The organism is Arthrobacter sp. JSM 101049 (assembly GCF_041679245.1).
Taxonomy (GTDB): domain Bacteria; phylum Actinomycetota; class Actinomycetes; order Actinomycetales; family Micrococcaceae; genus Arthrobacter_H.
Genome location: NZ_JBGFFC010000002.1, coordinates 389233 through 410341, shown reverse-complemented (window position 1 = coordinate 410341; position 21109 = coordinate 389233). Strand labels below are relative to the sequence as shown.

Annotated in this window: 17 protein-coding genes and 1 tRNA gene; 13 read left to right on the top strand and 5 right to left on the bottom strand. The window is 71.5% G+C overall.

Translation table 11 applies throughout. From position 1 onward, the window contains the following. Nucleotides 1-93: 93 nt before the first annotated feature. The 6 genes from AB8M85_RS07045 to AB8M85_RS07020 all read left to right on the top strand — a co-directional run bounded on the left by AB8M85_RS07045 (nt 94) and on the right by AB8M85_RS07020 (nt 5770). The gene (locus tag AB8M85_RS07045; RefSeq protein WP_372698064.1) at nt 94-891 is read left to right on the top strand and encodes a septum formation initiator family protein; all 798 of its coding nucleotides are present in this window, start codon (nt 94-96) and stop codon (nt 889-891) included. A 24-nt stretch (nt 892-915) separates the two neighbouring features. Further along, a complete protein-coding gene (locus AB8M85_RS07040; RefSeq protein ID WP_372698063.1) occupies nt 916-1635 on the top strand; it encodes a DUF501 domain-containing protein in 720 nt (239 codons plus the stop codon). Then, on the top strand, nt 1632-2585 hold the full coding sequence (locus tag AB8M85_RS07035; RefSeq protein WP_372698062.1) for an exopolyphosphatase: 954 nt from the start codon (nt 1632-1634) through the stop codon (nt 2583-2585). The genes AB8M85_RS07040 and AB8M85_RS07035 overlap by 4 nt, the downstream gene beginning before the upstream one ends. 52 nt (nt 2586-2637) lie before the next feature. Next, a complete protein-coding gene (locus AB8M85_RS07030) occupies nt 2638-4122 on the top strand; it encodes a S8 family serine peptidase (RefSeq protein ID WP_372698061.1) in 1485 nt (494 codons plus the stop codon). A gap of 42 nt (nt 4123-4164) precedes the next feature. Further along, entirely contained in the window at nt 4165-5595 is a 1431-nt protein-coding gene (locus tag AB8M85_RS07025; RefSeq protein ID WP_372698060.1) for an NAD(P)/FAD-dependent oxidoreductase, read from the top strand. 101 nt (nt 5596-5696) lie between these two features. Further along, a tRNA-Leu gene (locus AB8M85_RS07020) sits at nt 5697-5770 on the top strand. Between the two features lie 46 nt (nt 5771-5816). On the opposite strand, the gene AB8M85_RS07015 is transcribed toward AB8M85_RS07020, so the two are convergent. After that, a complete protein-coding gene (locus AB8M85_RS07015) occupies nt 5817-7256 on the bottom strand; it encodes an amino acid permease (protein WP_372698544.1) in 1440 nt (479 codons plus the stop codon). 509 nt (nt 7257-7765) lie between these two features. Between AB8M85_RS07015 and AB8M85_RS07010 the strand changes: the two genes are divergently transcribed. The 3 genes from AB8M85_RS07010 to AB8M85_RS07000 are packed head-to-tail and all read left to right on the top strand — an operon-like array spanning nt 7766 to nt 11169. Next, on the top strand, nt 7766-8929 hold the full coding sequence (locus AB8M85_RS07010) for a GuaB3 family IMP dehydrogenase-related protein (protein ID WP_372698059.1): 1164 nt from the start codon (nt 7766-7768) through the stop codon (nt 8927-8929). A gap of 1 nt (nt 8930) precedes the next feature. Beyond that, a complete protein-coding gene (locus tag AB8M85_RS07005) occupies nt 8931-10700 on the top strand; it encodes a glycerol-3-phosphate dehydrogenase/oxidase (RefSeq protein WP_372698058.1) in 1770 nt (589 codons plus the stop codon). Continuing rightward, the gene (locus AB8M85_RS07000; protein WP_372698057.1) at nt 10681-11169 is read left to right on the top strand and encodes a PTS sugar transporter subunit IIA; all 489 of its coding nucleotides are present in this window, start codon (nt 10681-10683) and stop codon (nt 11167-11169) included. Before AB8M85_RS07005 ends, AB8M85_RS07000 begins: the two co-directional genes overlap by 20 nt. Before the next feature lie 54 nt (nt 11170-11223). Here AB8M85_RS07000 and AB8M85_RS06995 read toward each other — a convergent pair whose 3' ends face one another. From AB8M85_RS06995 to AB8M85_RS06985, 3 genes are read right to left on the bottom strand one after another with little or no spacing between them, the layout of a single operon-like run. Continuing rightward, nucleotides 11224-11811, bottom strand: coding sequence for a DUF3887 domain-containing protein (locus tag AB8M85_RS06995; RefSeq protein ID WP_372698056.1), 588 nt, complete (start codon nt 11809-11811; stop codon nt 11224-11226). Between the two features lie 4 nt (nt 11812-11815). Beyond that, a complete protein-coding gene (locus tag AB8M85_RS06990) occupies nt 11816-12169 on the bottom strand; it encodes a hypothetical protein (protein WP_372698055.1) in 354 nt (117 codons plus the stop codon). Next, a complete protein-coding gene (locus tag AB8M85_RS06985) occupies nt 12166-13326 on the bottom strand; it encodes a serine hydrolase domain-containing protein (protein WP_372698054.1) in 1161 nt (386 codons plus the stop codon). The genes AB8M85_RS06990 and AB8M85_RS06985 overlap by 4 nt, the downstream gene beginning before the upstream one ends. A 99-nt stretch (nt 13327-13425) precedes the next feature. Here AB8M85_RS06985 and AB8M85_RS06980 point away from each other — a divergent pair, with 99 nt between their 5' ends. The 4 genes from AB8M85_RS06980 (at nt 13426) to AB8M85_RS06965 (ending at nt 20486) form a co-directional block, all read left to right on the top strand. Continuing rightward, nucleotides 13426-14235 carry an SURF1 family protein gene (locus tag AB8M85_RS06980; RefSeq protein WP_372698053.1) on the top strand — a complete coding sequence of 270 codons (810 nt, stop codon included), beginning with the start codon at nt 13426-13428 and terminating at the stop codon, nt 14233-14235. Further along, nucleotides 14232-14630 (top strand): DUF3817 domain-containing protein, encoded by a 399-nt coding sequence (locus AB8M85_RS06975; RefSeq protein ID WP_372698052.1) that lies wholly within the window; start codon nt 14232-14234, stop codon nt 14628-14630. Before AB8M85_RS06980 ends, AB8M85_RS06975 begins: the two co-directional genes overlap by 4 nt. A gap of 164 nt (nt 14631-14794) precedes the next feature. Continuing rightward, nucleotides 14795-16384, top strand: a complete 1590-nt coding sequence (gene guaA, locus AB8M85_RS06970) for a glutamine-hydrolyzing GMP synthase (protein ID WP_372698051.1) — start codon at nt 14795-14797, stop codon at nt 16382-16384. Nucleotides 16385-16610: 226 nt separating this feature from the next. Next, on the top strand, nt 16611-20486 hold the full coding sequence (locus AB8M85_RS06965; RefSeq protein WP_372698050.1) for a DNA helicase: 3876 nt from the start codon (nt 16611-16613) through the stop codon (nt 20484-20486). Between the two features lie 8 nt (nt 20487-20494). On the opposite strand, the gene cpaB is transcribed toward AB8M85_RS06965, so the two are convergent. Continuing rightward, nucleotides 20495-21103 carry a Flp pilus assembly protein CpaB gene (gene cpaB / locus AB8M85_RS06960; protein WP_372698049.1) on the bottom strand — a complete coding sequence of 203 codons (609 nt, stop codon included), beginning with the start codon at nt 21101-21103 and terminating at the stop codon, nt 20495-20497. Nucleotides 21104-21109: the final 6 nt, after the last annotated feature.

Below are 21109 nucleotides of genomic sequence, written 5' to 3'. Positions count from 1 at the left end.
GGCCCGGGGGCCGCGGGGGAGGGCGACCGCTCCGCTGCCGGCAGCGCGTCGACCGGACCATCCGCCCCGAGCCGGGGGACCGGACCTGCCGCCGTGAACCGCAGCAAGGTCGTCCCGCTGGGCGCCGCCCCGGGACACGACGGCGGATCCAGCCCTGACTCGCCGGGCACCGCACCCACGGCCCGGGCGACGGCGACGCCGGCCTCCGGCAGAAAATCGGCGGGGAAGCCAGTCGGGAAGCCTGCGGGGAAGCCTGCGGCCCAGAAGTCGTCCGCCGCGAAGCCGACGGCCGGCAAGCCGACCGCGGCGAAGCCTGCCCCGAAGTCGTCCGCGGCGAAGCCGGGAACCCGCACCCCGGCCACGAAGCGGCCTGCCACCAAGCTCGCCCGGGGTCCGCAGGAAAAGCGCCTGCGCGAGCGCGCCGAGCTGTCCGGGGCCATCCGCTCGGGAACCGGCTCCGGGACGCGCCCCGCCGAACCCGCACCAGCGGCCGCCGAGGAGTCCTCCCCGGTCCCGGCCCGCGCCTTTTCCGGGCGCATGCTCGCCCTGGCGGTCATCCTCGCCGTGGTCACCATCCTGTTGCTGCCCAGCGTCGGGACCTACATGGACCAGCGTGCGGAAATCGCCCAGCTGCAGGCCTCCATCGCCGAGAAGCAGCAGAAGCAGGCCGACCTCAAGACCCAGATCGCCCGGTGGGACGATCCGGCCTACGTCAAGGCGCAGGCCCGCAACCGCATCAACCTCGTCATGCCGGGCGAGAAGAAATACATGGTGATCGGCGCCACCGGCGACGACTCCGCCGTCGAACCGCAGAGCGCGGGCGATGTCCGCACCGACCTGCCCTGGGTCGACTCGCTCTGGGACACCGTTGTACGCTCGGCCACCGACTGACCATTCACCCCCGAAGGAGCATCCGTGGAGCACCCCGCCCCGCGCCATGAGGCACTGGACGCCGAACAACGGGTCCCCACCCCCGCCGACCTGGACACGCTGAGCCGCCAGCTCGGACGCCCGGCGCGCGATGTGGTGGAGATCGGCGCGCGCTGCATCTGCGGCAACCCGCTGGTGGCCACCACGGCCCCGCGGCTGGCCTCCGGCATCCCGTTCCCCACCACGTTCTACCTCACCCACCCCGTCATCACCTCGGCCGTCTCGCGCCTCGAGGCCGCCGGCACGATGGCCGAGATGACCGAGCGGCTGGGGCACGACACCGAGCTGGCCGCTGCCTACGCCGCCGCACACCGCGACTACCTGGTCGCCCGCGACGCCGTGGGCGTGCGGACCGGCATCGGCGCCGTCCCCGAAATCGACGGTGTGTCGGCCGGTGGCATGCCCACCCGGGTGAAGTGCCTGCACGTGCTGGTCGGCCACGCCCTGGCCGCCGGGCCGGGCGTGAACCCGCTGGGCGACGAGGCCATCGCCGGCATCGCCGAATGGTGGACCCCCGGGCACTGCTCCTGCGCGGGGGCCTGGGACACCGACGCGCCCGTCCCCGACCGGGACCGCAGCCGGCACGTGAAGACCCAGGCCGAGGACCCCGCAGTCAAGAAGGCCCGCCGCGCCGCGGCCCGGCAGGCCCGCCAGCAGGATCCTGACACGAACCCGGATGCGCCGACCGAGGGGGGCCGGGCATGAGGGTTGCAGCCATCGACTGCGGCACCAATTCCATCCGCCTGCTGATCGCCGACATCGTCGACGACGACGAGGGCGCCCGGCACCTGCTCGACGTCACCCGCCAGATGCGCATCGTCCGGCTCGGCCAGGGGGTCGACGCCACGGGCATGCTGGCTCCCGAGGCCCTGGAGCGCACCTTCGCCGCCCTGGACGAGTACGCCGCGCTGATCGGCGCCCACGGCGCCCAGGCCGTCCGTTTCGTCGCCACCTCCGCCACCCGCGACGCCGGCAACCGCCAGGCGTTCATGGACGGCGTCCAGGCCCGCCTCGGCGTCGCCCCCGAGGTGATCGAGGGGTCCGAGGAGGCGGAGCTGAGCTTCGCCGGCGCGGTCTCGGTCCGGCCGCCGGCCGACGACGAGGACATCCTGGTCGTCGACCTCGGCGGAGGCTCCACCGAATTCGTCGTCGGAAACGCCGCGGGCGTCCGCGGCGCCGTCAGCATCGACATGGGGTGCGTGCGCTATAGCGAACGCTTCCTCACCGACGACCCGCCCACCCCCGCGCAGATCGAAGCCGCCGAGGCCGAGGCCAACCGGCAGATCGACTCCGTCCTGGACGCCCTGCCGATCCAGGACGTGGACCGCGTCGTCGGCGTGGCCGGGACGATCACCACGGTGACCGCCCACGTCCTGGACCTGCACAGCTACCAGCCCGAGGCCATCGACGGCACCGAGCTGCCCATCGGCGTCGTTGAGGCCGCGGCCAGCGAATTCCTGGCCTTTTCCCGCCAGCGCAGGGCACAACTGCCCTATATGCACCCCGGCCGGGTCGACGTGATCGCCGCCGGATCGCTGATCTACCGGACCATCCTGCTCCGGGTCGCCCAGGCCACCGGGAACCGGGTGCGCACCGCGGTGGCCAGCGAGCACGATATTCTTGACGGCATTGCCCTTGGGTTGGCGCGGCCCTGAGTCCCGCCAGCCCAGCGGCAAACCGCCGTCGTACCCCCGGAAGGAACCGCCCGTGAGGCCACGTGTCCTCAATGCCGCTGCCGCCGCGGCCGCCGTCCTGCTGGCGGCCGGGTCGCTGCTGGTTGCCGCGCCCGCCGCCCAGGCCGACCACATCCGCGACAGCGAATACTGGCTGGACGACTACGGGATCAAGCAGGCCTGGAAGGTCTCCAAGGGCGAGGGCGTCACGGTCGCGGTCATCGACACCGGCGTCGCCGCATCGCACCCCGACCTCGTCGGAACCGTCGTGGGTGGCCAGGACTTCTCCGGGGCCGGCAACGCCAACGGGACCGAGCCGATTGGCGCGCTGCCCGAACACGGGACGCTGGTCGGCACGCTGCTGGCCGGGCACGGCAACAACGCGGAGGCGATCGCCAAGGCCAAGGCCGAAGCCGAAAAGCAGGAGATCGCCTGGAAACGGGCCGTCGAGGACGCCAAGAAGGCCGACGAGGATCCGCCGGAGAAGCCCGAACCGGTCGAGATCCCCGAGCCCGGCCCGGGGCCTGACGGGGTCATCGGCGTCGCACCGGAGGCCGACCTAATCTCCGGTTCGCTGTGGCTGGGCTCAGAGAACCCCGGAGGCGTGCCGGTCAGCCAGCAGGTCCCGCGCGCGGTGAAGTGGGCCGTGGACCAGGGCGCCCAGGTGATCAACATGTCACTCGGCTCCACCACCCCGAGCTGGCCCACCAGCTGGGACGACGCCTTCCAGTACGCCGAAGCGCACGACGTCGTCATCGTCGCCGCCGCGGGCAACCGCGCCGGAGGCATGCAACAGGTCGGTGCCCCGGCGACCATTCCCGGCGTGCTCACCGTCGCCGGGGTCGACAAGGACGGCAAGGCCAGCTGGGACTCCTCCACGCAGGGGATCAGCATCGGCGTCGCCGCCCCGGCGGACCCGCTCGTCGGCGGGCTGCCCGACGGCGGGTACGCCGACTGGTCGGGGACCTCGGGCGCGGCCCCGCTGGTCTCGGGCGTGGCCGCGCTGATCCGCGCGAAGTACCCCGACCTCTCCGCAGCCAACGTCATCCAGCGGATCCTTGCCACCGCGAAGGACGCCGGAAAGCCGGGCGTCGACAACCTCTACGGATACGGCCTGCTCGACGCCGAGGCCGCCTTGACCGCCCAGGTCGCCCCGGTGGAGGCGAACCCGCTGGGGACCATCGACGAATGGATCCGCGTGCACCGCCGCGGCGAGCCGGCCGCAGCGAGCCCCTCGACCCCGCGTGCCACCCCGGAGGCGAAGTCGACCGTGCCGCCGGTTGCCGCGCCCCAGCCCGTGGCCCCGGCCGATCCGGGTGGGGCACTGCCGGCCGTCCTGGTCATCGGCTTCGGATCGCTCGCGGTACTGGTCATCGTCGGCGGCGCCGTGCACGTGGCCCTGGTACGACGGCGGAACCGGGCCGTGCAGGCCGCCTCCGCGGGCACCATCGCGGCGGGGGAATGGAACGCCCCGGAGGGCGATCGCGACCCCTTCGACGATCTTCCCGAAAGTAGATAGTGAAGACTTTCACATAAGGGGAGGGCGCGTTACGATGGGTGCATGGCAAACACTCCTGAACTGTCCGATCGCCCGCGCATCCTCGTCGTCGGCGGTGGCTACGTCGGCTTGTACGTTGCACTGAAGCTGCAGAACAAGGTCAAGGCCCATGGCGGGGTCGTCACCGTGGTGGACCCGCTGCCCTACATGACCTACCAGCCGTTCCTGCCGGAAGTGGCTGCCGGCCAGATCGAACCGCGCCACGCGATCGTCTCGCACCGCACCCACCTTGACAACGCCGAGCTGATCACCGGACGCGTGACCTCGGTGGACCATGCGAACCGCAAGGCGGTCATCGCGCCGACGGACGGCGAGCCGTTCGAGCTCGGCTACCGCGACGTCGTCATGGCCGCCGGCGCCATCACCAAGACCTTCCCGATCCCCGGCCTGGCCGAACAGGGCATCGGCCTGAAGACCATCGAGGAAGCCGTCGCCCTGCGGGACAAGGTCCTCGAGCGCATCGAGAGCGCCTCCCTGATGAGCGACCCGGCCGAGCGCCGCCGCGCGCTGACCTTCGTCGTCGTCGGTGGCGGCTTCGCCGGCATCGAGACCATCACCGAGATGGAGGACCTGGCCCGCGCCGCCGTGGCGAAGACCAGCCGCATCGAGCAGGACGAGGTCCGCTTCGTCATGGTCGAGGCCATGGGACGCATCATGCCGGAGGTCACCGAGGAACAGGCCAAGTGGGTCGTGGAGCACATGCGCTCGCGCGGCATCGAGGTCATGCTCAACACCTCGCTGGCCAAGGCCGAGGGCGGCAAGCTCGAACTGATGAACATGCCGGACAAGACCCCGGGCGAGAGCTTCGAGACCGACACCCTGGTCTGGACCGCCGGCGTCCAGGCCAACCCGATGATCCGCTCGACGGACTTCCCGATCGAGCAGCGCGGCCGCGTGCGCACCGGCACCGATCTGCGCATCACCGGCGACGACGGCCCCATCGAGGGTGCCTGGGCCGCCGGCGACATCGCCGCGGTCCCCGACGTCACCGGCGGCCTGCCGGACGGCACCTGCGTTCCGAACGCCCAGCACGCCGTCCGCCAGGCGAAGCTGCTGGCCTCGAACATCTACGCCACCCGCTACGGCGTGGGCCAGGTCCGCGACTACGAGCACAAGAACCTGGGTGCGGTCGCCGGCTTCGGCACCGGCAAGGGCGTAGCCAAGATCATGGGCGTGCAGTTGCGGGGCTTCCCGGCCTGGGCCGCGCACCGCGGCTACCACGGGATGGCGATGCCGACCTTCGAGCGCAAGTACCGCGTGGTCAGCGACTGGGTCGCCAGCCTGCTCTTCCGCCGCGACACCACGCAGATCCGCGACCTGCAGGACCCGCGCCGCCAGTTCGTCGAGGCCGCCACGCCGAAGCCCAAGCCGGCCGAGAAGTCCTCGGACAGCTCGGACAAGTCCGGCGACAAGCAGGAATCCGCAGCCAAGTAGCAGCGGACTCCACCACAGCCGCGCCCGCCAGGCCAGCCTGGCGGGCGCGCCTGTGTGTTGTGCCGGAGCGGGGAACGGGTTCTTGTAGGATTTATCCTCGGGCCCCCATAGCCCAATTGGCAGAGGCAGGAGACTTAAAATCTCTGTGTTGTGGGTTCGAGTCCCACTGGGGGTACTCCACATCCCGTCGGCCCTCCGTGGGAGGGCCGGGGGAGCAGCACCTAGTCCTGCCGGGAGGGCGCCGGCGTCCGGACGTCGTCCGGACCCGACAGGTCCATCCCGCGCAGCGGCACGATCCGCGACCCGGTGGCCAGCCGGTGGGCCAGCCAGAGCGCCAGGAAGATCGGCACGCCGATGTAGGAGGAGAGCACCTCCATGCCCCGGCCGGCCAGTACCGCCTGGTAGTTCTGTCCGGCGATCACCAGGATCAGCACCGCGAAGGCCACCAGCGGTCCGACGGGGAAGAAGGCGGCCCGGTAGGGCAGCTCCGCGACGGTGTGCCCCTGGGCCAGGAACCCGCGCCGGAACCGGTAGTGCGAGATGGCGATTCCCGCCCAGACGATGAAGCCGCACAACCCCGAGACATTCAGCAGCCAGGCGTAGGCGGCGCCCTGCCCGACGATGGCGCTGAGGAATCCGAACAGCCCCACGGCCGCGGTGGCCAGCAGGGCATGCATCGGCACCCCACGCCGGTTGGCCCGGCCGAAGATGGCCGGTGCCTTGCCGTCGTGTGCCATGGCGTAGAGCATGCGGGTCGAAGCGTAGAGCCCGGAGTTGCCGGCGGAGAGGATCGCGGTGAGGATGACCGCGTTCATCAGGGCCGCGGCAAACGCGATGCCGGCGTGTTCGAAGACCAGGGTGAACGGGGAGGCCGCGACGTCGGCCTCGCCGGAGGCCAGCAGGCTGGGGTCGGTGAACGGGACCAGGCAGCCGATGATCAAGATCGCCCCGATGTAGAAGAGCATGATGCGCCAGAAGACCGAGCGGATGGCCCGGGGCACCTCGCGGCGCGGGTTCCTGGCCTCGCCGGCCGCCACTCCCACCAGTTCGGTGCCCTGGAAGGAGAACCCCGCGATCATGAACACCGAGATGATCGAGGCAAATCCGCCATGGAAGACATCGCCTGAATCCTGCCAGTTGCTGAAACCTGGGGAGCTGCCGCCCATGACGCCGAAGATCATCAGGGATCCGGCGATGAGGAAGACGACGACGGCGACCACCTTGATCAGCGCCAACCAGAACTCGCCTTCACCGAAGGCCCGGGCCGAGAGGGCGTTCAGTCCCGTCAGGAGCCCCAGGAACACCCCGGCCCAGACCCACCCCGGCACCCCGGGTAGCCAGAAGTCCATGATGATCCCGGCGGCGACCAGTTCGGCCGCCACGGTGATGGCCCAGTTGAACCAGTAGTTCCAGCCGATGGCGAACCCGAACGAGGGGGAGACGAACCGGGCGGCATAGGTCTGGAACGACCCGGCCACCGGGATCTTGGCCGACATCTCGCCGAGGGACTGCATGAGCAGGAACACCATCAGCCCCACGGCCGCGTAGGCGACCAGTGCGCCACCGGGGCCGGCCTGGGCGATCGTGCCACCGGAGGCGACGAACAACCCGGTACCGATGGAACCGCCGATCGCGATCATCTGCAGGTGGCGGCTGCTCAGGCCGCGCTTGAGGCCGTTGCCCCCGGAATCCTCGACCGGGGCACCCGGCGCGGGGGCACCGCCGTCGTTCCCGGTGGAGGTGCCGGTGCCAAGCCGCCGTGTTGAACGGTAATCGGGTGCCAGCGGCTCCCAGTTCGGCGGTCTCACGCGGCACCGTCGGCAGATCGTGTGGCAGCCGGGGCGTTGCGGGTTGTTTGGTGGGCCACAGGCACGGGAAGGGACGACCTTACTCTCGAATGTTCCGGGGCATCGCTGTTCGGTGCCCCGAAGCCGGTCCCGGAGGTGGGCCGGTCCGGTCCGCCACGGTGCCGAGGGCGCGTGCGGGACCGGGCTGCCGCGCGGCTCCCGGCCCGTCGCCAGCCTGTGGGAGGGTTCACCGGCCGAACGGCACCCTCCCTTATGACGCGGATCCCTCGCCACCGGCGACCCGGCCGGGTTGCCGGTGCGGCGCCCGCGTCCGGCGGTCCGGGCCACCGTGGCCACGGGGGCCGCGCTGATAGGCTGGCCGGGTGACTTACGAGATTGAGATCGGCCGTGGAAAACGCGGCGTGCGCGCCTATTCGCTGGACGATGTGGCCGTCGTCCCCCACCGCCGCACCCGGGATCCACAAGACGTGTCGGTGAACTGGCAGATCGACGCCTACCAGTTCTCCAGCCCGATCATCGGCGCCCCGATGGATTCGGTCATGAGCCCGGCCACCGCCATCGCGTTGGGCCGGCTCGGCAGCCTGGGCGTGCTGAACCTCGAGGGCCTCTGGACGCGCTACGAGGACCCGGAACCGGTCCTGGCGGAGATCACCTCGCTGGAGACCGAGCGCGCTTCCGACCGGACCCTGGGCGCCCACGTGAACCCCGCGGTCACCGCCCGCCTGCAGCAGCTCTACCAGGCGCCGATCCAGCCCGAGCTGATCACCTCCCGCCTGGCCGAGATCCGCGACGCCGGTGTCACCGTGGCCGGGTCCCTGACCCCGCAGCGCACGCAGGAGTACTACCGCACCGTCCTGGACGCCGGGGTGGACATCTTCGTCATCCGTGGCACCACCGTCTCCGCGGAGCACGTCTCGCAGAACCAGGAGCCGCTGAACCTCAAGCAGTTCATCTACGAACTCGATGTCCCGGTCATCGTCGGCGGCGCCGCCGGCTACACCCCGGCCCTGCACCTGATGCGCACCGGCGCCGCAGGCGTCCTGGTCGGCTTCGGCGGCGGCGCCGCGGCCACCACCCGCCGTGCCCTGGGCATCCAGGCGCCGATGGCCACCGCGATCTCCGATGTGGCAGCGGCACGCCGGGACTACCTCGACGAGTCCGGCGGCCGCTACGTCCACGTCATTGCAGATGGCGGCCTGGGCACCAGCGGGGACATCGTCAAGGCCATCGCGATGGGAGCCGACGCCGTCATGCTCGGCAGCGCCCTGGCCCGCGCCGAGGAGGCCCCGGGCCGCGGCTGGCACTGGGGCGTGGAGGCCCACCACGGCAACAGCCCCCGCGGCGACCGCGTCCGGGTGGGTACCGTCGGCCCGCTCGAGGAGGTCCTCTACGGGCCATCGCGCCATACGAATGGCACCTCGAACCTCGTCGGCGCCCTGCGCCGGGCGATGGCGACCACCGGCTATTCCGAGCTCAAGGAGTTCCAACGCGTTGACGTCGTCGTCTCGCCATATGAGGCTGGATGACATGACACAACGCGCGCAGCAGGACGGAACCGGGGAAGCCGCGACGCGTGGGGTGCTCGATCCGGGCTCCCGGGCCGCGTCCTTGGAGTGCCTGCGCCGCTCCGGCACCGACCCCGAGGCGGAACTCGACCTGCTGATCATTGGCGGCGGCGTCGTCGGCGCCGGGGCGGCGCTGGACGCGGCGACACGCGGCCTGAAGGTCGGCATCGTCGAAGCAAGGGACTGGGCGGCAGGGACGTCCTCGCGATCGTCCAAGCTGATCCACGGTGGGCTGCGCTACCTGGAAATGCTCGACTTCGCCCTGGTGCGCGAGGCCCTGCAGGAGCGCGGGCTGCTGATCGACCGCATCGCCCCGCACCTGGTCCGGCCGGTGCCCTTCCTCTACCCGCTGACCAAGCGTTTCATCGAACGCCCCTACGTCGGGGCCGGCATCGCGCTGTACGACGGGATGTCCATGGCGTCCGGACACAGCCGCGGGGTGCCGTTCCACCGGCACCTGAGCCGGAAGGGGACACTGCGCAGCGCCCCCAGCCTCAAGGACGACGCCTTCGTCGGCTCGATCCGGTACTACGACGCCCAGGTCGACGACGCCCGGCTGGTCCTGGACCTGGTCCGCACGGCGGCGCACTACGGCGCCGCGGCGGCCAACCGGGTCAAGGTCGTCGACTTCGCGCGCGAAGGCGAGCGGGTCGTCGGCGCCCGGCTGGAGGACCAGGAGAGCGGCGACGCCTTCGAGGTCCGGGCCAAGCAGATCGTCAACGCCACCGGCGTCTGGACCGACGAGACCCAGGACCTGGTGACCGACCGCGGCCAGTTGCGCGTCAAGGCCTCCAAGGGCGTGCACCTGGTCGTGCCCCGTGACCGGTTCCAGTCCACGGTGGGGCTGATCCTGCGCACGGAGAAGTCAGTGCTGTTCGTGATCCCCTGGGGTCGGCACTGGATCATCGGCACCACCGACACCGCATGGACCCTGGACAAGGCCCACCCGGCGGCCTCCAGCGAGGACATCGACTACATCCTCGAGCACGTCAACCAGGTCCTCAAGCGCCCGCTGACCCGCGAGGACGTCGAAGGCGTCTACGCCGGCCTGCGCCCGCTGCTGGCCGGAGAAAGCGACTCGACCGCCAAGCTCTCCCGCGAACACGTCGTGGCGCACCCCGTCCCCGGCCTGGTCGTCGTCGCCGGGGGCAAGTACACGACCTACCGGGTCATGGCCCGGGACGCGGTGGACGAGGCAGTGCGCTCGATGGACCAGAACGCCCCGGCCTCCTGCACCGAGACAATCCCGCTGCTCGGCGCCGAGGGCTACCGGGCCGCGTGGAACACCCGGCACCGCATGGCCAGGTCCTCCGGCCTGCACGTCGCGCGCGTCGAGCACCTGCTCGGCCGCTACGGTTCCCTGGTCCCGGAGGTGCTGGCCCTGGTCGCCGCGGACCCGGAGCTGGCCCGCCCGCTGCCCGGGGCCGAGGACTACCTGGCGGCCGAGGTCGTCTACGCCACCACCCATGAGGGCGCCCGCCACCTGGAGGACGTGTTGACCCGCCGCACCCGGATCTCCATCGAATCCTGGGACCGTGGCGTCGCGGCGGCCCCGGTGGCCGCCGGGCTCATGGCGCCGCTGCTGGGCTGGAGCCGGGCGCAGACCGAACGCGAGGTCGCGTTCTACCAGGCCAGGGTGGCCGCCGAGCGTGCCAGCCAGGAACAGCCCGACGACGAGTCGGCCGACGAGACCCGATTGAACGTCGAAGACATTGTCCCCGTCCGCGACTGAGCCCGAGCCGGAGCTGACGACCCCCGGGCTGGTCGTCCTCGAGATGGCCGTCGCCGACCGCCAGGAGGCCGTCCGCCTGCTGGCGGGCCGGCTGTTCGACGCCGGCCGGATCGATGACCTCGAGGGCTTCATCGGGGAAGTCAATGCGCGCGAGCACCAGCTGGCCACCGGCCTGCCCGGCGGGATCGGGATGCCGCATGCCCGGACCCTCCACGCCGAGGCGGTCTCCATCGCCGTGGGCATCACCGCGTTCGGGCACTCGCTGGACTTCGGGGCCGCCGACGGCCCCGCCACGGTGGTCCTGCTGCTGGCCACCCCCGCCGGAAGCTATTCCCTGCACCTGCAGGTCCTGGCCACCCTGGCCCGCAGCCTGTCGAAGCAGGCCTTCCGGGAGTCCCTGCGCCGCGCCTACGACGCCGAGGTCATCGCCGATCTGGTCAATTCCACGGTCGACTTCACCGACCTGTAGGCGCTGCCCGGGCCCACCGGCACCGCCCGTGGGCGAGCCGCGGACCGGGTCCCGCTAGCCGGTGCTGCGGGGCTCGAAGCCGGGATCGGTGATGAGCAGGCCGTCGATCCGCCGCGAACGGTCCAGGGCGAGTCGCCCGTCGAGGATCCCGTCGGCGAACACCAGCGAGCAGTGCACCACCCGCAGCGTCCCATTGCGCCGGATGGTGGCGGCCGTCATCCGCTGGTAGGCGCCGAACGAGGCGATGCACCCGTTCCAGACCGCGGCCAGGTCCGGCTCCGTGACCTGCACGGCCATCCGCGCGGTGAACGACGCGGCGACCTCCGCGAACCGGGTGGTGGACAACGCGTCGAAGACGCCCCGGGCCAACTCCAGCAGCTCTTCGTCGCCCCGGCGCGCGCCCGGGCGGGGACCGGCGGCGGTGGAGAACCGCTGGAACGCCGCCTGCCGGGAAATGCCCAGCTGGTTGCCGATGTCCTGCCAGCTCAGCCCCGCCGCGTGGGCGTGCGCGGCCGTCTCGGCCAGGAGGGAATCGGCCAGGTTCTTCAGTTCCTCGGCCAGGCGCAGGGTGGCCACGGCGTCCGCCGCGGGATCGGCGAGCCGGGAGGCGAGGTCGACTGCACGGGCTGCCTGCCCGGCCACGCCGTCATCGGATGGATGCATACATCACCAGTACCAGAAGCGCGGCGTTGGCCACCAGCGACACGACGGTGGCCGCCCTCCGCCTCGGCGGGTCTGGGCAGACCAGGGCCGGCCAGCGCAGGCACAGTGCCACGGCCCCGACCCCGACGACGGCGGCCGGGGCATACCAGGTCCAGGCCGGAACCAGGTCGAAGCGCATGACCACCGCGCCCACGGCCACCAGCGCCGTCATCGAGGCCATATGGGCCACCCGCTCCAGTGCCGGGGCCGGGGTCCGGTCCCGCAGCATGCGCAGGCACCAGGGCACGGTGAACACCAGGAGCACCACCGGCAGCAGCAGGTTCACGATCGTGCTCATGGCCGCCCCGCCTCCAGCAGGTGCACTCCGGCCTCGTCGACGGGCTGCGCGGTGTTCGAGAGCACGACGACGGCACGCCCCGCATCCCGGGACAGGCCCAGGTAGGCCGCAAAACCCGCAGTCATCCCGTTGTGCCAGACCACCGGGTGCTCGCCGGGGGTGCTCATCCAGGCCATCCCCACCCGGCTGCCGTCGCCGGTATCGGCCAGTGGGCGCAGGCTGGCCATCCCGGGGGCCGTCCCGTCCAGCACGGCCCGGGCCAGCAGGGCCAGGTCGCCGGCGGTGGAGTGGATTCCGCCGGCCGGGGCAAACCCGTCCATCGGCCAGGGCGCGGCCACGTGGCCGGAGGGGCGGTGTCCGGTGGCCGGAGTCGTCGGCCGGCGCGGGGCGGTGCCCCGGGACGCGGCGGCGGTGTCTGGGTCCAGCGACTGGACCCAGGTCTGGTCCATCCCCAGCGGCCCGGTGATCCGCTCGGCCACCAGCTCGGGGTAGGACGTCCCCACGACGCGGGCCAGGGCCTGGCCGAGCAGGGCGGCCCCGAAGTTCGAATAGCTGAACCCGCGGTCCGGATCCGGATGGGCGCGGCGGCCCAGGTCGATCGTGGCCGGGGTCGACTGGACATAGGGGTTGGTGTTGGCCACCTGGCTGAACAGGGTCGTGGCCAGGAAGCCGGGGCTGGTCGGCAGGCGCGGCAGCCCGGAGGTGTGGGTGGCCAATTGGACCAGTGTGATCGCCCCGGATCCGTCCTGCGGGTAGCCGAAGATCTGGCCGAGCGTGGTGCCGGCGGAGACCTCGCCGCGCTCGATGGCGTCGGCCAGCAGCATCCCGCCGAAGACCTTGCTGATGGATCCGACCTCGAAGCCCGTGTGGGCGTCGGCGCCGCGGCCGGCGAAGCGCACGCCGTCGTCGTCGATGACCGCGGCGGCAAAATCGCCGGCCGGGGCTCCCGGCCCGCCGGCGATCCGGTCGGAGAGCGCGGTCTGGCCGGTGGCCGCATGGGCCGGCAGGGGTCGGGGGGCGGCGACGACGAGGACGGCGATGGCAACCGCGGCCAGGATCCAGGGGACCCGCCGCCGCGGTCGTCCGGTGCGCGGGGCTGCGGCTGCTTGGGTGGCTATCTGGGCGGCTGCCTGGGTGGCTGCGTGCGGGAAGTGCATGTCGTCAACTTTTCCTTGACGTCCATCGTGTGTCAAGACTTTCTTGACGCGATGCGGTGCATTCGGTGTTCTACAGCCCATCGAAGTAGGCTTGGAGGCGTGTTGAAGACCGCCGTGAAGCCCAAATGGATCCTCGCCCTGGTGGGCGCGCTTCTGGCGGCGACCGGTTTCGTGCTGCTCAGCCAATGGCAGTTCTCGCGATCGCAGGACGCGCCGCCACCACCGGCCTCGGCCACCGAGAACCCGGTGCCGCTGACCAAGCACTTCGCCCCGGCCACGGTGATGTTCGAGTCCGAGGCGGACCAGATCGTGACCGCCGGCGGGCACTTCCTGGACGGCAAGCAGGTCCTGGTCGAAAACCGCCTGCAGGACGGGGTCAAGGGCTACTGGGTGGTCGCCGCCTTCGCGGTCGACGGCGCCCCGGACGGGAACACGATCCCCGTCGTGCGCGGCTGGCAGCCGGGGGAGACGCCGCCCCCGCCGGTGCCCTCCGGGCCCCTGGAGATCACCGGGCGCCTGCTGCCCACGGAGGCGCCCATCGACGGCAAACCCGACGGCGGACCGGCCCTGCGGTCGCTCTCCGTCGCGCAGCTGGTCAACCTCTGGGACGTGCCGTCCTACAGCGGCTTCATCGTCGCCTTCGAGGCCACCACCCGGGACGGAGCCGACGCCGGGGCCGCGGCGGCCGGGCTGCAGGAGGTCCACGTCGGACCCCAGCCCCAGGAACAGCAGCTGAACTGGCTGAACATCTTCTACGGCATCGAGTGGGTCGTCTTTGCCGGCTTCGCCGTCTTCCTCTGGTGGCGCCTGGTGGTCGACGACTACCGCCGCGAGCAGGAGGACCTCGAGGACGCCCTCGCCGAGGCCCACGCAGCACCCACCCCCACGACCCCCGAGGACCAGCAGTGACCCAGCAACCCGCACCCCGCAAACGCCGTTTCGCCGGCACCCCGGCGCAGATCCGCAGCGCCGCCACCTTCTACAAGGTGCTCGCCTACGCCACCGGCGTGATGCTGCTGCTGCTGTGCATCGAGATGATTGCCAAGTACGCGTTCGACTTCGAGGCCTACGTCGGCTCGCTGAACCTCTCCACCACCGTGCTGATCGTGCACGGCTGGATGTACGTGGTCTACCTGCTGGCCGACTTCAACCTCTGGTCCAAGATGCGCTGGCCGTTCAGCCGGTTCATCACCATCGCCCTGGGCGGCGTTGTGCCGTTGCTCTCGTTCTTCATGGAGCAGAAGGTCCACGGCGAGGTCGAACGCGAACTGCGCGAGCACCCCGAGGCGGCCAAGCGGTACTGACCACCCCGGCTCCACGGCGCAAGAACAGGGCACGACGGCGGGATCCACCGCCGTCGTGCCCCTGCCTTTTCCCGGGACGGCCACCGGCCGGCCGGGCACGCCCCCCTGGCGGGGACCGGCGCTGAAGGTGCGGGCGGCGGCTGCTGGCGACTAAGCTGGAGCGCGTGACCAACCCAGCACCCACCCCAGAGCACCAGCCGGTTCTGGTCGTCGACTACGGGGCCCAGTACGCGCAGCTGATTGCACGGCGCGTCCGCGAGGCCAACGTGTACTCGGAGATCGTCCCGCACACCTTCACCACCGAGCAGATCCTGGCCAAGAAGCCTTCGGCCATCATCCTCTCCGGCGGCCCGTCCAGCGTCTACGCCGAGGGCGCCCCGTTCGTCGGGCCCGACCTCTTCGAGGCCGGCGTGCCGGTCCTGGGCATCTGCTACGGCTTCCAGGCGATGGCCAACGCGATGGGCGGCACCGTCGCCCAGACCGGGATGCGCGAATACGGCGCCACCGACGCCACCGCAGTGCTGGAGAAGCCGACCTCGATCCTGGCCGGCCTGCCCGGCGTGCAGAACGTGTGGATGAGCCACGGAGACTCCGTGCAGGAGGCACCCGAGGGCTTCGAGGTCCTGGCCTCCACCGCCGGTGCCCCCGTCGCGGCCTTCGCCCACGAAGCCAAGCGCCTGTACGGGGTGCAGTGGCACCCCGAGGTCAAGCACTCGGTCTACGGCCAGCGCGTGCTGGAGAACTTCCTCTTCGAGGGCGCCGGCCTGCAGCCGTCCTGGACGACCGGGAACATCGTCGAGGAGCAGGTCGAGAAGATCCGCGAGCAGGTCGGCACCGGCCGCGCCATCTGCGGGCTCTCCGGCGGCGTGGACTCCGCCGTTGCCGCGGCGCTGGTCCAGGAAGCCATCGGCGACCAGCTCACCTGCGTCTTCGTCAACCACGGGCTGCTGCGCGAGGGCGAGGCCGAGCAGGTCGAACGCGACTTCGTCGCCGCCACCGGCGCCAAGCTCCACATCGCCGACGAACGCGAGCGCTTCCTGGACGCGCTGAAGGACGTCACCGACCCGGAAACCAAGCGTAAGATCATCGGCCGCGAATTCATCCGCGCGTTCGAGGCCGCCGAAGCCGCCATCATGGCCGAGGCCGCCGACACCGGCGAACCCGTGCGCTTCCTGGTCCAGGGCACCCTGTACCCCGATGTCGTCGAATCCGGCGGCGGCGAGGGTGCGGCGAACATCAAGAGCCACCACAACGTCGGCGGGCTTCCCGAGGACCTGCAGTTCGAGCTCATCGAACCGCTGCGCACCCTCTTCAAGGACGAGGTCCGTGCCGTGGGCGCCCAGCTGGGGCTCCCGGCCGAGATCGTCCAGCGCCAGCCGTTCCCCGGCCCCGGGCTGGGCATCCGCATCATCGGCTCGGTCGACGAGGAGCGCCTGGCGCTGCTGCGACGGGCCGACGCCATCGCCCGCGCCGAACTGACCAACGCCGGGCTGGACACCGAGGTCTGGCAGATGCCGGTCGTGCTGCTGGCCGACGTGCGCTCGGTGGGCGTGCAGGGCGACGGCCGCACCTACGGGCACCCGATCGTGCTGCGCCCGGTCTCCTCCGAGGACGCGATGACCGCCGACTGGTCCCGCCTGCCGTACGACCTGCTGGCGCGGATCTCCAACCGCATCACCAACGAGGTCGACGGGGTCAACCGGGTGGTCCTCGACGTGACCAGCAAGCCCCCGGGAACCATCGAATGGGAGTAGGCACCGGGCCCGTCGCGGCGCCTGCCTGAGGCGGAGGGAGGGGCACGCCCCTCCCTCCGTCCGTCTGGCGGGGGCACGAGTGGTGTTTCGGTCAGGCAACCGGGGCCCCCGGTCGCGTACCTTAGGTAGTGGCGTGCGCCGTGGACCGCGCACTGGCCGGCTTCCGTTACCCCCGTGCTGGGCGGGTTGGGGCGCAGGGTTCAATCGTGAGGAAGGTGGTGTTCCGGTGACAGGGACGCAGCAGGGCGAGGCAGCGTTGACCGATTGGCTGGAGAAGCTCGGTCCGGGGGCGGGGACCGACACGCTGCTGCGCTTTGCCGGGTCAACCTCGAACTGCATCGACATCACCCACGCCCATCCCTCGGGCCTGGCGCAGTTCCTGGCCGGGCGCCGCACCCGCCTGTCGATGCTGCTGCGCGACGCCGACGCCTACCACCTGGCCCGCCGTACCGCCCGCGCACTGCGCGCGAAGATCCGCGAACTCTCGGAGGACCGCGGGATCGACGTCGGATACCTCGCCTCCGGCGTCGCCACCTGGCGCGCCGTCCAGGACGGGCGCTCGGAGCAGTTCAGCGCGCCCATCATGCTGGGCCGGATCTCGCTGACCGTGCGCGAGGGCCAGGACGACGACGAGGTCCAGCTGGCCGGACGGGCCCAGGTCAACCCGGCCCTGGTGCGCTACCTCCAGGACCAGCAGGGCCTGTCCATCGACGTCGAGGCCCTGGAACACGCCGCCTACATGACCGCCCGCTTCGATCCTCGCCGCGCCATGGACAGCCTGCGCGAACAGGTCTCCTCGCTGCCGGGAATGGTCATCGAACACCGCCTGCTCGTCTCCACCTTCGCCGACCTGGCCGACCCGGCGGATCCGGCGCGGATCGACACCACGCATCCGGTCATTTCCCGACTGCTCGCCGCCGACGCGGGCAAGACGGTCGAGGTCCCCGAACCCCAGGTCACCGTCCTGAGCAGCGACGAGCGCAACCCCGCCGACGAATCGCTGGTCCTGGACGCCGACGCCAGCCAGCAGGAGGTCCTGGACCTCGTCGAGGCCGGCGAGTCGGTGGTCGTCTCCAGCCCTCCGGGCACCGGGCAGACCCAGACGGCCGTCAACGCTGCGGCCATCCTCGCCGGCCAGGGCAAACGCGTGCTCGTGGTCGCCGAACGCCGCGACACCGCCCGCAGCCTGAACGAGAAACTGGCCGAGCTGGACCTGGCCTCCATGGCCCTGCGGCTCTCGCCCGAGGTCGGACCCGAGGAGCTGCGCGCCCAGCTGATCCAGGCCATCCTGCGCAACGAACGGACCACCGAACCCCAGCTGGGCAAATTGCACCAGCGGCTCACCGAGCACCGGCACGCCCTGCTGGACCACGTGAACTCCCTGCACAACGTGCGCGAGCGGTGGGGGTGCTCGCCGTACCAGGCCATGCAGGAGCTGGCCCGGCTGACGTCCATGGACCCCGCCCCGTCGACCTCCGTCCGGCTCAAGCGCTCGGTCCTGGACAGCATCAGCGACCGCGGCGAAACCGCCGTGCGGTTGCGCCGCGCCGCCGAGGTCGGCAGCTTCACCCGTGCGACGACGCTGAGCCCCTGGTACGGGGCCCGGCTGCGCAACCGCCGCGAAACCGACGACGCCCTGGCCATCGCGACCAGCCTCGCCGACGACCTGCCGACGCTGCACCGCCAGATGCTCAAGGTCGCCGAGCATTCGGAGATCACCCTGGGCAGCACCTTCGCCGAATGGGGCGCCCAATTGGACCTGCTCGTCGCGGTGCGCGGCAGCCTGGACAAGTTCGAACCCGACATCTTCGACCGCTCCGTCGAGGACCTCATCTCCGCCACCGCCAGCAGCTCCTGGCGGCGCGAACGCGGCATCGAGATGAGCTCGATCACCCGCTCCCGGCTGCGCCGCGTCGCCAAGGAATACGTGCGCCCCGGCGTGCACATCTCCGACCTGCATTCCTCCATCGTCGAGGTGCAGCGGCAGCGCGAGATGTGGAACCGGTACGCCACCAGCCAACGCCATCCCAAGGTCCCCACCGGGCTGATCGAACTGGACAAGGCCTACCGCGACGCCGGGGACCGGCTCGAGCGCCTGGTGCAGGCCCTGGCCCCCGATGAGGGCCAGGGGCTGCAGGACCTGCCCGTCGAGGACCTGGTCGCGAAGCTGCAGGCACTCGTGGACAGCGAGGAGGCCCTGCACGTGCTGCCCGAACGGACCCTGGTCCTGGAGCAGCTGCGCGAACAGGGCCTGGGCGACCTGCTCGAGGACCTGGCGGCACGCGAGGTCGGACCCGATGAGGTGGCCGCCGAACTGGACCTGGCCTGGTGGCAGTCCGCCCTCGAGGCCATGATCAGCGGCGACGAATACCTGGCGATGTCCGACGGGGCCAGCCTGCGCAAGCTCGAGGCCGAATACCGCCTCGCCGACAACACGCACATCGCCTCCGGCGCCTCCCGGCTGCGCTGGCAGCTGGCCCAGCGCTGGAAGGCGGCCCTGGCCGACCATCGGGCAGCCTCCCGCGAGCTGCGGATGATGCTCAAGGACGGCGAACCGACGGTGGCGGACCTGGCGGGCCTCGGCGTCGGCCTGGTCAACGCCCTGGTGCCCGTGTGGGTGGGATCGCCGTTGCTGATCCCCGCCGCCGTGCCCGAGGACGTCGAATTCGACGCCGTGATCCTGCTCGACGCCGATGCACTGTCCCTGCGCTCGGCCATCGGATCGATCAGCCGCTCCGGGCAGGTCATCGCCTTCGGCGACGCGATGCTGGGCAAGCCGCGCGGCTTCCACGTCTCCGTCGACCCCACCGCCTCGGCCCGCGAGCCCCGGGAGCCGGCCAGCACGTTCGAGGCCCTGTCCACCGTGCTGCCGCTGCGCCGCCTGCGGACCGTCTACCGCGGTGTCGACGAGGGGCTGACCGAGGCCCTCGGCCACGCCTACTACTCCGGCTCGCTGCACCGGCTGCCAACCGCCCGGGCGATGAGCGGGGGGACGCCGTCGCTGTCCGTGGACTACGTGCCCGACGGGACCGGCATGCCCGGAGGCGGAGGCGAAGCGGTGGAAACCACCGTTGCCGAGGTCAACCGGGTCGTGGACCTGGTCTTCGACCACATCCGCCGCCGCCCGCGCCGCTCGCTGGCCGTGATCGCCGCCAACCAGCGCCATGCGGCGCGGATCGCCGAAGCCATCTCGCTGCAGCTGCCCAACCACCCGGGCGCCCAGGGCTTCTTCAAGGGCGGGGCCGAGCCCTTCCAGGTCTCCTCGGTTGAACGCGCCCACGGACTGGTCCGCGACGCCGTGATCTTCTCCCTGGGCTATGGGCGCACACCGCACGGCAAGAGCCTTCACGACTTCGGCGCGTTGTCCTCCGAGCGCGGCGACGAACTCTTCGTCACCGGTGTGACCCGTTCGCGGGACCTGCTGCACCTGGTCAGCGCCGTGGCGCCGGAGGACCTGGACCTGGACCGGGTCAGCGGCGGCGCCCGGCAGTTCATCGAGCTCGTGGGCCGGGTGCGTTCGGGCGGATCCGGGGTCGCCGGGGACGGACACCCGCTGGAGGACCCGCTGGTGGCCGACCTGAAGTCGCGCCTGGAGGCGGCCGGTGCCACCGTGAAGGAACGCTATCGCGGGGCGCTGGACCTGGCGGCGCAGATCGCCGACACCTCGCGGGGGACGGACCTGCCCCTGGCCGTGGTCTCCGACGGCACCGACGCCTACCGCCGGATGACAGTGCGCGAACGCAGCCGGCTGCGGCCCCAGCTGCTTGAGGCCCTGGGCTGGCGCTACATCCCCTTGTGGACCATCGACGTGTTCTCCGACCCGGCGAGCATTGCCGACAAGATGGCCCGCTACCTCGGCCTGGAGGACGAACAGGCCACCGCGACGGCACAGGAGGGCGACATGGAACCGGGACGATCCGGACGGCGCAAGGCCACCGACGGGGAGACCGCGGCATCCCGCGCCGCCGAAGCGGCGGGACGGCACGCCGCTGATCCGGTGCTGCCCACGCGGGCCGGCGAGGACGACCCGCGACGCTGGGGGGACTCCGAGGGGAACCACGACCAATGGCTGCGCGAACAGCGTCCGCCGCACTGGGGCTGATCGGACCGCTACGGCCCGACGAGGACCAGGAAGATCCGGCCACGGGCCGCGGCGCCGGCCAGGGCAGCTGACTCCCGCCGCGAGGCCGCGACGACGACCATGCCGGACTCCTCCCCGGCATCGAGCCAGGTCCCGGCGGATCCGCTCGGCACCCAGAGGACGGGAACACGCGAGGCAATGGTGGTGGAATCCACTGCGCGTTCGTAGCCGTTGCCCTGGCTGAGCACCACGTCGACGAGTTGGCCGGGACCGAGCAGGCCAATGGTCTCGGGATCGCTGGGCCGCAGGGGAACCGCCACGGTCCCGGGCTCGGTCCCGGTCAGCAGCCCGGGTCCCACCAGCATCGCCGATCCCAGCGGGGACCCCGCTGTAGCGGGAAAGGCCAGCTGGCGGCCCGCCGCCTCGGCGGGGTCGGCCAGGACATCGGGAGGCAGGGCCGCGCTGGCCAGCTCGACGACGTCGAGGGAGGCCGTATCGAGCACGGCGCCGGAGGGCAGGTCGCGGGCCGCGACGACGACGGGGACGGTTTCGGCATGCTCCGGGGCCAGCGCCGAAAGGGACACCGCCACGGCCAAGGCGGCCAGCGCCGCGGCCAGGGGACGGCGGTAGACCGCCATCACCTC